Annotated in this window: 8 protein-coding genes and 1 tRNA gene; 2 read left to right on the plus strand and 7 right to left on the minus strand. The window is 64.7% G+C overall.

Annotation, left to right across the window (positions count from 1 at the left end):
* Nucleotide 1: 1 nt before the first annotated feature.
* From J7I12_RS10990 to mutL, 4 genes are all read right to left on the minus strand, one after another.
* On the minus strand, nt 2–448 hold the full coding sequence (locus J7I12_RS10990; protein ID WP_118230620.1) for a YkgJ family cysteine cluster protein: 447 nt from the start codon (nt 446–448) through the stop codon (nt 2–4).
* Nucleotides 445–2460, minus strand: a complete 2016-nt coding sequence (locus J7I12_RS10995; protein WP_288907489.1) for a monovalent cation:proton antiporter family protein — start codon at nt 2458–2460, stop codon at nt 445–447. Before J7I12_RS10995 ends, J7I12_RS10990 begins: the two co-directional genes overlap by 4 nt.
* Before the next feature lie 200 nt (nt 2461–2660).
* A complete protein-coding gene (locus J7I12_RS11000; protein ID WP_498793690.1) occupies nt 2661–3212 on the minus strand; it encodes a hypothetical protein in 552 nt (183 codons plus the stop codon).
* Nucleotides 3131–4840 (minus strand): DNA mismatch repair endonuclease MutL, encoded by a 1710-nt coding sequence (gene mutL, locus J7I12_RS11005; RefSeq protein WP_498793692.1) that lies wholly within the window; start codon nt 4838–4840, stop codon nt 3131–3133. The genes J7I12_RS11000 and mutL overlap by 82 nt, the downstream gene beginning before the upstream one ends.
* A gap of 174 nt (nt 4841–5014) precedes the next feature.
* On the opposite strand from mutL, the gene J7I12_RS11010 reads away from it, so the two are divergent.
* Nucleotides 5015–5320, plus strand: coding sequence for a hypothetical protein (locus J7I12_RS11010; RefSeq protein ID WP_118230627.1), 306 nt, complete (start codon nt 5015–5017; stop codon nt 5318–5320).
* Between the two features lie 338 nt (nt 5321–5658).
* On the opposite strand, the gene J7I12_RS11015 is transcribed toward J7I12_RS11010, so the two are convergent.
* Nucleotides 5659–7380: a glutamine--tRNA ligase/YqeY domain fusion protein gene (locus tag J7I12_RS11015; protein WP_483203479.1), complete on the minus strand. Its 1722-nt coding sequence runs from the start codon at nt 7378–7380 to the stop codon at nt 5659–5661.
* Nucleotides 7381–7535: 155 nt separating this feature from the next.
* Here J7I12_RS11015 and J7I12_RS11020 point away from each other — a divergent pair.
* Nucleotides 7536–7627: transfer RNA gene (locus J7I12_RS11020), tRNA-Ser, on the plus strand.
* 214 nt (nt 7628–7841) lie between these two features.
* On the opposite strand, the gene J7I12_RS11025 is transcribed toward J7I12_RS11020, so the two are convergent.
* Nucleotides 7842–9500, minus strand: coding sequence for a ribonuclease J (locus tag J7I12_RS11025; RefSeq protein ID WP_118230624.1), 1659 nt, complete (start codon nt 9498–9500; stop codon nt 7842–7844).
* A 471-nt stretch (nt 9501–9971) separates the two neighbouring features.
* The gene (locus J7I12_RS11030) at nt 9972–11456 is read right to left on the minus strand and encodes a TolC family protein (RefSeq protein WP_498793693.1); all 1485 of its coding nucleotides are present in this window, start codon (nt 11454–11456) and stop codon (nt 9972–9974) included.
* Between the last annotated feature and the right edge of the window lie 332 nt (nt 11457–11788).

Consider the following 11788-nt stretch of genomic DNA (forward strand, 5'->3'; position numbering starts at 1 on the left):
GTTATTTGAGGATCAGCGCGTTGGCTTCACAGCGGGGGTCGTGGGCCAGCAGGCCGTGTTCGTACAAATAGGCGCGCCCGATTTTGGCAAAATCCGTGTGGGACGCTTTAGTGGCGATGCCGGGGCAGTAGTCTTTGGCCATTTCCAGGCTGGCCGGGTCTTCGATATTGCCGCGAAAAAAAGGCCAGGCCCGGCACACGGCGGGCTTGCCCGCGTGCACCCCGCAGCCCGCTCCGGGCCGGAAAAAGATGCAGAAGCCGTCCGCCCCCACGCGCAGCTGCCACTTGCCGCCCAGACGTTCGCAGCAGCGCTGCAGCACGTCCGCTTCCGGCAGGCCCAGATGCCCGGCCAGACGGGTGAGGTCTGCGGGGCTGACCACAATGCCGCCCCTGCCCTGGCAGCAGTGGCCGCACATGCGGCAGTGAAACACGGCGTCAACGGCGCTCATGGCTGGCATCCTTGGGGTTGCGGGTTCTCTTCCCTGGCCTGGCGCAGCGGGCCGGAAAAAAGCGGAGTTATGGCCAGCAGTTTGTTGGTGCTGCCGAAAACATACACTATGTCGCCCGCTTCGAAAACCGTGTCCGGCCCGGGTGAAGCCAGGGTCACGCCCTCACGCAGCACAGCGATGACCGTCACCCCATAGAGCTTGCGCAGCTGGGTCTGGGCCAGGCTGTGCCCGCAGAGGGGCGAGGCCGCGCCCAGGCGCATGGCCTGCACGCCCATGTCCGGCAGGCGCTTGACCATGGAATCCACCGCGTCCACCGAATGGCTCATGCGGCGGATCATGCGGTAATTTTCCTGCCGGATGCGGGCGGCAAAGGTGTCGATGTCCTGCCGGGGCACCAGATACTGGGTGAGTACGCGAGAAAAGATTTCGATGGAGGTTTCAAACTCTTCGGCCACCACCTCATCCGCGCCCAGCCGCCGTAGAGGGGCCACTTCGGCCACGAAGCGGGTGCGGGCGATGATGTGCAGGTTGGGGTTGAAGCGGCGGGCCTCGGTGACAATGGCCCGCACGGCGGCCGGGTCGGAAATGACAATGACCAGCACGCGCGCTCTGGTCACGCCCAGATGTTCCAGCACAACGGGCTGGGAGGCGTCGCCGTGGGCGATGGGTTCTTTGTGGCGGTAGCGGCTGACGGTTTCCGGATTCATTTCCAGAATGGTGTAGGCAATGCCCGATTCGCGCGCTACGTGGGCCAGGTGTTTGCCGCTGATGCCAAAGCCCACGATGATCAGGTGGTCCTGCAGGGGGCAGGCTTCGCCTTCATCCGCTGCGGGCGCTTCCGCTTCGCCCCGGCCGCCGACGATTTTGGCGGCCAGGCGGGGGGCTATGACCATGAGGCCGGGGGTGAGCATCATGGTCAGCACGCTCACGTCCAGAAAATTCTGGTAGGCGTCCATGTCAAAAAGCCCGGCGGCCAGGCCGGAGGCGGCCAGCACAAAGGCGAACTCGCCCACCTGGGCCAGGCTGAGCGAGGTGACTATGGCCGTGCGCAAAGGGTAGCCCTGGATGAGCACGGCGGGCAGGGTGAGCAGGGTCTTGAGCACGATGAACACGGCCGTGTAGCCGATGATGGAAAAGAAGTGCGACCCCAGAAAATCCACGTTGAGCATCATGCCCACGGAGATGAAAAACAGGCTCATGAATACGTCGCGGTAGGGCAGAATGCCCGCGATGACGCTCATGCTGTACTGGGATCGGGCCAGCATGAGCCCGGCCAGAAAGGCCCCCAGCGAAAGGGAAAGGCCCAGAACATTGGTGAGCAGGGCCATGCCCAGGCAAAGGCCCAGGGTGGTGAGCAGCAGAATTTCCCGCGTGCGGGTGCGCACCACGGCTTCCATCAGGCGGTTGAGGCCGAAGCGGGCAAAAAGCAGCACCGCGCCCAGCACCAGCACCACCCAAAGGACGGAAAAGAAGGCTTCCTGAAATGAAAGGCGCAGCGCGCCGGAAAGCAGCGGCACGGCGAGCAGCATGGGGGCCACCATAATATCCTGAAAAACCAGGATAGCCAGAGAAAGGCGGCCCGTGGGCGTGTTGGTGGTGCCTTTTTCCTGCATAATGCGCAGGACAATGGCCGAGGACGAAAGGGCCACCAGGCAGCCCCAGAGGATGCCCTGCTGGTAAGGCATGCCGTGCGCCAGGGCCAGGCCTGTGACGGCCAGCACCGTGAGGCCGATCTGCAGACTGCCGCCCAGAAAGACCGGCCGCTTCAGGCGGTTGAGGGCGTCGCCCGAAAGTTCCATGCCGATGGTGAAAAGGAGCAGGGCCACGCCGATTTCCGCCACATGGTCGATGGCCTGGCGGTCGCGCACCACGCCCAGCAGCGAGGGGCCGCAGAGTACGCCGGTGAGCAAAAAGCCCACGGTGGCGGGCAGTTTTATTTTATTGCAGACGATGGTGACCACAATGGAAAGCAGAAAGATGGTCACAATCTCGTAAAGCAAAGGGACGTCCATGCGGCCTCCGTGCGGCGCAAAATACACGCCGCGCCGCCGTAAGGCAAGTGCGCGGTCTTGGGGATGGGGCGGATTGCGGGGCCCGTCCGCGGCGGGCGTTTTACCGCCTGGGCAGGGCAGAAGGCGGCTTCTTGCGGCGGCTTGCCTGCGGAAAGCATGGGGCAACTGCGGCAAATGCTTATGGATAACAGCCCAGGGCGTTACGACTGCCGACGTTTGAAAAGTTTTTCCAGCGCGCCCGCGTCCCAGCGCAGCACGCAGGGCCGACCGTGGGGGCAGTATTCCCGTTCCGGGGTCTGCAGCCACTGGCGCAGCAGGCCGGCGGCCTCGTCGTCCGTCAGCCTCTGCCCCGCCTTGATGGCGGCCTTGCAGGACATGGAGGCAAACAAGGCCGTAAGGTCGTCCTTGCGTCCGGCCAGGGCTTCCTCCAAAAACTGGCGGGCCTCGGCGCGGCAGAGCACGGGCGGCAAGGCCGTGACCTGCAGTCCCCCGGCCGTGCTCTGGGCGGTGAAGCCCAGGGCTTCCAGGCGTGGGCGCAGGGCGCAGAAGCGTTCTTTTTCCGCCGGGGGCAGGGGCAGGTCCAGGGGCAGGGCCAGAAGCTGCCCCGTGCCCGCAAAGCCGCCCCGGCGCAGCCGGGCGTAGAGCACGCGCTCGTGGGCGGCGTGCTGGTCTACCAAAACCAGCGCCCCTTCCTGATCGCGGAGGACAAGATAGGTGGCGGCCACCTGGCCCAGATAGGCAAAGGGCCCCACCCGCACGGGCTCCCGTCCGCCCCTTGCCGCTTCCGGCGTGACCCCCTGGCCGTGCGCCGGGTCCGGAATCTGGTCCGAAATCGTGTCCTGGTCAAGGGCGTAGGCGGCCTCGTGTTCCGCCAGGCCAGGGACGGCTGCTGCCGCGTCCATAAAGAACGTTGCGGTTCTGTGGGCGTCCTCCCCGGCCGGGTCCGCGCGCCTGTCCGGCACGACCGAGGACTGGACGTCCGGCGCGCGCTCAGGTATGGCGGTGGACGCGCCTGCTGCGGCTGCCGCGGGGCTGTTTGGCAAAAGGTCCGGCGTGCGGCCCGCGCTTTTTTCCGTGGGGTCGTGCCTGGCCTCGTGGACCGGGCCGCCCGCGGCGTCCGTGGGGGCGTCCGGTGGGCTTCCTGCGGCCGCAGGCGTGGGCTGCGCCGCCGGGGCGCGCACCTCCCAGGGCGCGGCGACCGGCGCTTCCGGCTGGGGGGGGCCAGCAACGGGGGCTGGTCCAGACGGCCCCAGAAGCCCAGGGGCCGGGGGGCCTCCTGCCTGTCTTCTGCAGCGCCGAGCGCGGGGCTGTCGGCGGGTGCAGGGCCGTCCGCTGCCGCCCCTTCCTCCCAGCGGCCCGCGGCCAGGTCAAAGGACGTGAGCAGCGCCTCCTGTACGGCGTGGAGCACGGCGGAAAAGACGCCGGATTCATCGCGAAAGCGCACTTCGCTCTTGGCCGGGTGCACGTTCACGTCCACTTCGGCGGGGTCCAGGTCCACAAACAGGACCACCTGGGGATAGTCGCGGCTGGTCAGGCGGCCCTTGTAGGCCTGGCGCACGGCGCTGAGCAGGCGTTTGTCCGTAACGGCCCGGTTGTTGACGTAGAGCAAAATGCGGTCGCCGCGCGGCTGGCTCACGTTGGGCAGGGCGGCCAGGCCGTGGGCGCGGACGCCGTGGCGGGTGGCGTCAAAGGGGCGCAGGGCTTCCACCACCAGGCGGGGCCAGATCAGGGCCAGGCGGCGGGCGAGGTCCTGGCCGGGCAGAAAGCGCAGGGCTTCCCGTTCGCCGGCAAAGAGGGCAAAGCCCACCTCCGGGCGGGTCAGGGCCAGGCGTGAGAGCCAGTTTTGGGCACGTTTGAACTCTGTGCCGGGGGTCTTTAAAAATTTCAGCCGCGCTGGTATGTTGCTGAAAAGATCACGGACATCCACCACCGTGCCCTGGTGCAGCGCCGCCGGGGCCGCGTTTTTGAGGCGGCCGTGCTCCACCTCCACCTGGTGGGCCGGGCTTTGGCCCTGGGGTGTGCGCCGGGAGGAGGTGATGGTGAAGCGCGACACAGAGGCGATGCTCGGCAGGGCCTCGCCGCGGAAGCCGTAGGAGCGGATGCGCTCCAGGTCTTCCATTTGGGTAATTTTGCTGGTGGCGTGGCGGGTGACGGCCAGCTCCAGTTCGTCGGCGGGGATGCCCGCGCCGTCGTCCTGGACGCGGATGCGAGTTTGCCCGCCGTTTTCCAGCAGGACGTCGATCTGCCGGGCCTGGGCGTCGAGGCTGTTTTCCACCAGTTCTTTCACTACGCTGGCGGGGCGTTCCACCACCTCGCCGGCGGCAATCTGGTTACGCAATGCGGGCGGTAGCAAACGGATATGCGAAAAATTTTCGGTCATGGTTGCAGTGTATGCGGGCGTGCGGGGCAAGGCAAGCGGCGGGTGCGGGCCTGCGCCTGGCGGCGCAAAGGGGCTTGCCTTGGCGCGCGCTGTGCTTATGTATGGAAAGGCAGGCTCGGCCTGCGCGCGGCCAGGGTGCTGGCGCGCCGCCTGGCCCGCCGGGAGGTATCCATCATGCGCAACAACCCCATCAGGACCATTGCGGAGCCCTTGCGCGGGCCTCTGGTGCCCAAGGGCTATGACCCGGAACTGCTCTATGTGGAGTGCGGCCGCTGCGGCTCTCCCGTCATGTGGGAGAAGGGCAAGGCCAGCCAGATTCTCGGCCTGGCGGGCATAGACCCGCTGGAGCTGGACGCTTCCTGTATGCTGGTGACGGACGGCTGCCCCATGTGCGGCGGGAAGGGCCACTATACGGTGCAGATTTTTCGGGTGGGCGGGGATACGCCTGCCCGCAGGCCCCCCTACTACGGCAACGCCTGAGGGCTGGGCCGCCTGTGCGCGGCAAGGGGGCAAATGTTTTGGGCTTACGCGTTTGCGCGCCGCGGCGTGTCGGGCGTAAGCCTTGTGCAAACCCGGAGCGGGCCGACCTGCCTGCCGTGTTCAGTACAATGCCTAGAGCAGTTTACGAATGAAATGAGTTAATTGCGCTGCAAGGATTTTCTTGAAAATCCTTGCCACGAAATGCGAGAAGGCAGGCTTTTGCCTGCCGTAAGCGAGCATTTCAAGTGTTACCTACTCTAATGACAATGACAAAGGCCGTCGGGGTGTCCCGGCGGCCTTTGTCGTAGTGTCGGCATGCGGGCTTCGCCGCCCGCTGTTCAGCCTTTGCGTTCCAGCTTGGCCCAGGTGTCGCGCAGGGTGGCGGTGCGGTTGAACACGGGGCGGGCGTTTGTGCTGTCTTTATCTTTGCAGAAGTAGCCCAGCCGTTCAAACTGCACGGCTTCGCCGTCCTGCAGGGCGGCGGCGGCCGGTTCCAGCAGGCCCTGCGTCACCTGCAGGGATTGGGGATTGAGGTTGTCCAGAAAGGTCTTGCCTTCCGGGGCTTCGTCGGGGTGTTCCGTGGCGAAGAGCTGGCTGTAGAGGCGCACTTCGGCGGGCACGGCGCTGTCTGCCGCCACCCAGTGGATGGTGCCCTTGACCTTGCGGCCATCGGGGCTTTGGCCGCCGCGGCTTTGGGGGTCGTAGACGCAGCGCAGTTCGCGCACGCTGCCGTCGTCGTTCAGCACGGCCTCGCGGCAGGTGAGCAGATAGGCGTAGCGCAGGCGCACTTCCGCGCCGGGGGAGAGGCGGTGGTATTTTTTGGGCGGCTCCAGACGAAAGTCGTCGCGTTCAATATAGAGCTCCCGCGCGAAGGGGGTTTTGCGGCTGCCGTAGGCGGGGTCTTCGGGGTGGAAGGGCATGTCCAGCTCTTCCACCTGGCCTTCGGGATAGTTTTCAATAACCACCTTGATGGGGTCCAGCACGGCCATAACGCGCTTGGCGCAGGCGTTGAGGCGCTCACGAATGCAGAATTCCAGCATGGCGTAGTCCACCGTGGAGTCGGCGCGGGCCAGGCCGATGCGGGCGCAGAACTGGCGCAGGGCTTCGGGCGGCACGCCGCGGCGGCGCAGGCCGCTCAGGGTGGGCATGCGGGGGTCGTCCCAGCCGGAGACGTGGCCTTCCTTGACCAGCTGGATGAGCTTGCGCTTGGAAAGCACGGTGTAGGTCAGGTTAAGGCGTGCAAATTCGATCTGCTGCGGATGGTACACGCCCAAAGCGTTGAGCACCCAGTCGTAGAGCTCCCGGTTGTTGACGAACTCCAGCGTGCAGAGGGAATGGGTGATGCCCTCCATGGAGTCCGACAGGCAGTGGGTGTAGTCATACATGGGGTAGATGCACCAGGCGTTGCCCGTGCGGTGGTGGGCGGCGTGACGGATGCGGTAGAGCGTGGGGTCGCGCATGACCAGGTTTGGGGAGGCCATGTCGATTTTGGCGCGCAGCACGTGTGCGCCGTCGGGGAATTCTCCGGCCCGCATGCGGCGGAAGAGGTCGAGGTTTTCTTCCACGCTGCGGTTGCGCCAGGGGCTTTCGCGCCCCGGTTCGGTCAGGGTGCCGCGGTACCGGCGGATTTCCTCGGCCGAAAGGTCGTCCACATAGGCCTTGCCCATCTGGATGAGCTGCTCGGCATACTGGTAAAGGCGTTCAAAATAGTCGGAGGCGTAAAATTCCCGGTCTTGCCAGTCGCCGCCCAGCCAGCGCACGTCCTCGCGGATGGCGTCCACGTATTCCGTGTCTTCCTTGGTGGGATTGGTGTCGTCAAAGCGCAGGTTGCACTGGCCGTGAAATTCTTTGGCCACGCCAAAGTTGAGGCAGATGGATTTGGCGTGCCCCAGGTGCAGGTAGCCGTTGGGCTCCGGGGGAAAGCGGGTGTGCACCTTGCCGCCGAAGCGGCCGGAGGCGTTGTCCTGGAGGATGCGTGCGCGGATAAAGTCGACGCCGGCCCTGGCCGTGTCGGCGGTAGTGGCTGCGGCTGCTGCGGCGGGGGTATGTTCAGAAGACATGGGAGGACTCCGTTGGCTGTGCGTCAATGCAGCCGTCCAATTTACGTCAAGGCGCGGCTGTGGTCAATGCGTTTGGGTTCCGGGCGCTTGACAGGACGCGGCCCCTGGGCTAATGTGCGTCTTCGTCGCCGCGCCGCCAAGGCGCGCGGCAGCGCGGAGAGGTGTCCGAGCTGGTCTAAGGAGCACGATTGGAAATCGTGTGTACGTTAACAGCGTACCGAGAGTTCGAATCTCTCCCTCTCCGCCAGCAGATTTTTACGGGGTTGCCGGTTTCAGGCAGCCCCTTTTTTTGTCCCCGTTTTTGCGGTAGAGCCGCCGGTAGAGCCAGGTAGAGCCGGTAGAGCCCTCATAACCAGGGCCCCGTGCGCATAAAACGTTCACGGGGCCCTGTTGCCTGTTGCCGCGCCCACTGCGCCTGCGCTGCGTCGGCCGGTAGATGCTGCGGCGGCGGGGTGTGCGCGCTACACTTCGCTGATTACGGGCACCACAATGGGGTCGCGTTCCAGCACGCGGCGGAAAAAGCGCCGCAGGGACGAGCGGATATTTTCCTGCAGGCGGTTGATCTGCCCTGGGCGGGCGGCTTCTATTTCGTCCAGCACCAGGCACTTGGCGTCTTCCAGCAAGTGGCTGTAGTGCTGTTCAAATACAAAGCCCTTCGAGATCATTTCCGGCCCGTGCAAAATGCTGCCGGTTTCAGAATCCACCACCAGCACCACAATGACCATGCCTTCGTCGCCCAGGATGCGGCGTTCTTTGAGCACGGCGTAGCCCACGTCGCCCACGCCCTTGCCGTCCACCAGGGTACACTCCACGGGCACGCGGTTTTCAAGCTGAAAGTCGTTGGGCCGCAGGGTAATGGGCTGGCCGTCTTCCAGCAGCACCACGTTGTCCTGCGGCACGCCGCATTCCGCGGCCAGGCGGCCGTGCTTGACCAGATGCTGGTATTCGCCGTGGATGGGGATGAAGAGCTGCGGCCGCACAGCGGCAAACATTTCGCGCAGTTCGTCGCGCTGGGCGTGGCCGGAGGCGTGGATGGCGTGCACGCTTTCATAGAGCACTTCCGCGCCCATGCGGTACATTTCGTTGATAAGTTTGGAGATGGCCTTGGCGTTGCCGGGTATCATGCGCGAGCTCATGACCACGGTATCGCCTTTGCGGATATCGAGCTGGCGGTGGCCGCCCAGCACCATGCGCGAAAGGGCGGAGAGCGGCTCGCCCTGCGCGCCGGTGACCACCAGCACAATCTGGTTGTCGGGCAGGTCGGGCACGCCGTTGTGGGCGTTGAAGAAGGCGGGCGGCAGTTTGGCAATGCCCAGGTCGCGGGCCATTTCAATATTGTTGGCCAGAGATTTGCCGCTGATGACCACGGTGCGGCCGTGGGCGCGGGCCAGGTCAAAAACTTCCTGAATGCGCTGAATGTGGCTGGAAAAGAGCGTGATGACAATGCGCCCCTGCGCCGTGGCAAAGATGTTGTCCAGCGAATCTTTGACTTCGCGCTCGGTCAGCGACCGCCCCTCGCGCATGGCGTTGGTGGAGTCTGAAAGCAGCAGGCGCGCGCCTTCGGGCCCGGCAAAATCGCGAAACAGCCGCAAATCCGTGCCGCTGCCGCTCAGGGGGTGGGGGTCGATTTTAAAGTCGCCGCTGTGCACCACGCGGCCCACCGGGGTTTCCACACCCAGGCCGAAGCCTTCGGGTATGGAATGACAGACGGGAAAGAAGTGGAAGGTCAGGTCGCCCAGGGGCAGCACGGTTTTGGCGCTGACGGGGCACAGTTCCACCCAGTCCAGAATTTCGCGTTCGCGCAGCTTGTGTTCCACCAGGGCCAGGGTAAAGGGTGAGCCGTAGATGCGGGTGCCTTTGAGTTCGGGCACCAGCCAGGGCAGCGCGCCGATGTGGTCTTCGTGCCCGTGGGTCAGCACAATGCCCAGCAGTTTGTCTTTGATGGCGCTCACCGCGCCGAAGTGGGGGATGACCACGTCCACGCCCAGGTGGGCGTCGTCGGGGAACATGAGGCCGCAGTCCACCATAACCACGCCGCCGGGCGTTTCCCAGAGCTGACAGTTCAGGCCGATTTCCCCCAGGCCTCCCAGGGGGGTGATGGTAAGGTAAGGTTCATGCATGCTGTTTGTGTTGTATCCTTGATGCGGTTTGGCGGCGGGCAAAAGCCCGCGGGGTGAAAGAAGGGCGCGGGGCGCAGAAGGCCGTCTGCGGCCGTAAGCCGTGTGGTCCGTAGCAGGGGAAGGACGTTTCCCCCAAAAATTGTCGGCTGCCGGGGGCGCAACGCAGGCAGCAGGGGCCGGGCCGTAGGGGCGGGCAGGCGCGCCTGGCGGTTGCGTAAACGCAGATTCTTGGCGCGGTCAAACGCCGGAAGGCGCGTGCCGTAAACTTTGAGAATGCCTGTTCTCAAAGGCAATCTGCTCCAGCGCGTTGCGCCTTTAGAGCATGTAACACTTGAAATGCTCGCTTACGGCAGGCAAAAGCCTGCCTTCTCGCATTTCGTGGCAAGGATTTTCAAGAAAATCCTTGCAGAGCAGTTAGCTCATTTCATTCGCTAACTGCTCTAAGACGTTTTGTTCCAGAGGCCGTCCGCGTCAGCGCCGGGCCAGATCCGGCTGAAATTCGCCCATGGCCACATAGATCTGGGCCAGGGCGGTGAGGTAGTCGGCCTTGGCGCTGGTCAGCGAGGCCTGGGCCGCGGTGAGGTTGGACGAGGCGTCCAGCACGTCAAAGTTGGTGCCCACCTGTTCCTGATAGCGGGCCAGGGCCACGTTGTAGGCTTCCGTGGCCTGGTCCACGGCGGTTTCGGCCACGGCAATGCGTTTTTCGGCATCGCGCACGGCCAGCAGCTTGGATTTGATGTCGTAGCCCACGTTGAGTTTAAGGTTTTCTTCTTCGTAGCGCACCTTGGTCACCAGCCAGCCGGCGCTTTGGTCGGCATAATAGGTGGTGCCCCACTGAAAGACGTCCCAGGTGGCTTTTGCGCCCACTTCCCAGGTGGTGCCGCGGTAGCCCTGGTCGCCCACGCGCTGCAGGTCCATGGTATTGCCGGTCTGGGCCACGTTGTAATAGGCCTCCACCTGCGGGTAGTAGCCGCTCTGCACGGCCTGCCGGTTTTTGCCGGCAATGGCTACGGATTTGGCGGCAATGTACAGGTCGGGGCGCTGGCGGTAGGCGACCTCCAGGCACTGTTCCAGGCTGCGGGTAAAGGGCACGTGGTCCAGGCTGCCCACATAGCGGGTAGCGGCCTGGGCGGGCAGGCCCAGCAGGGTGTTGAGCCTGGCCAGGCTGGTGTCGCGGCTGTTTTCGGCCTGGATAAGGGTGCTTTCGGCCTTGCGCACGTCCACTTCGGCCTGCAGCACGTCCAGGCGGGGGCGCAGGCCCACGTCGTAAAAGGCCTGGGTAATGCGCAGCTGGTCGCGCAGCCGGGCCAGCGAATCTTCGGCGCTGCGCACGCTTTCTTCATAGCGCAGATAATTCAAAAACTGGGTCTGCACTTCTTCGGTCATGGAAAGTTCGGCACTGCGCAGGCTGGCCTTGTCGCTTTCTGCCTGCAGTGCGGCTTTCTGATAATCCGCCAGAAGTTTAAAGCCGGTAAAGACCGGTTGCGATACTTCCACCCCCCAGGTGTAGACGCCCTGCTTGGGCGGCTGCGAAACGGTATAGGAGGGGGAATAGTCCTTATCGGTTCTGGTGGCGGTATAGCTCATGCCCAGCTTGGGGCCGAACGCGCCGCGGGCGGATTTGCGGGTTTCTTCGGTAGATTTGCTCTGCGCTTCCTGCGAGCCCAGGCTGGGGTTGCTGTGCAGGGCGCGTTCCACGGCCTCGTGCATATTCAGGGGGCGCGTGGGCGGGGTGCGGGGTTTGTCCGCGGCCAGGCTGCGGCCGCCGCTGTACAGGGGGGTAGCCGCAGCCTGGCCGGGGGCGGCGGGGGCCGTGCCGGGCAATGCCAGGGCAGCGCCCAGGGCGGTTGCCAGGGTCAGGGCCGCCAGCCAGGTGAGGCGGGCGCGGCGGGTGCGGCGGGCGGGCCAAAGGGAACGGCCCCGTAAAGGGCGGCGCATGTGGGCAAGGGCAAACATGGGGCGCATGCTACACCGCTGGCCCCGGCTTGGCAAGCGCGGCGGGGCAGCCGCAGCCCTGGCCCCCTGCGGCGCGCCCTGCGGCGCAGGGGCCTTTTTTGCAAGGGGCGGCGGGCCCACTGGTTTGGACCAGGCCTTTTCCTGCGGCCGGCGCGCCTTTGCCGATACTTGTTGTCTGGTGAATTACATAGTTTTTTGATAATAAAAAACTACATCAATACTATAAATGATGCGAAGTTGGAAAGTGATTTTCATTGACCTGTAACCTGTAATGCGATATGCTTCTACCAAGTTTCAAATGTGGGTGCTTCCGCAGGGTTACGTCATTAGCC

The organism is Desulfovibrio diazotrophicus (assembly GCF_902498985.2).
GTDB classification, from domain to species: domain Bacteria; phylum Desulfobacterota; class Desulfovibrionia; order Desulfovibrionales; family Desulfovibrionaceae; genus Desulfovibrio; species Desulfovibrio legallii.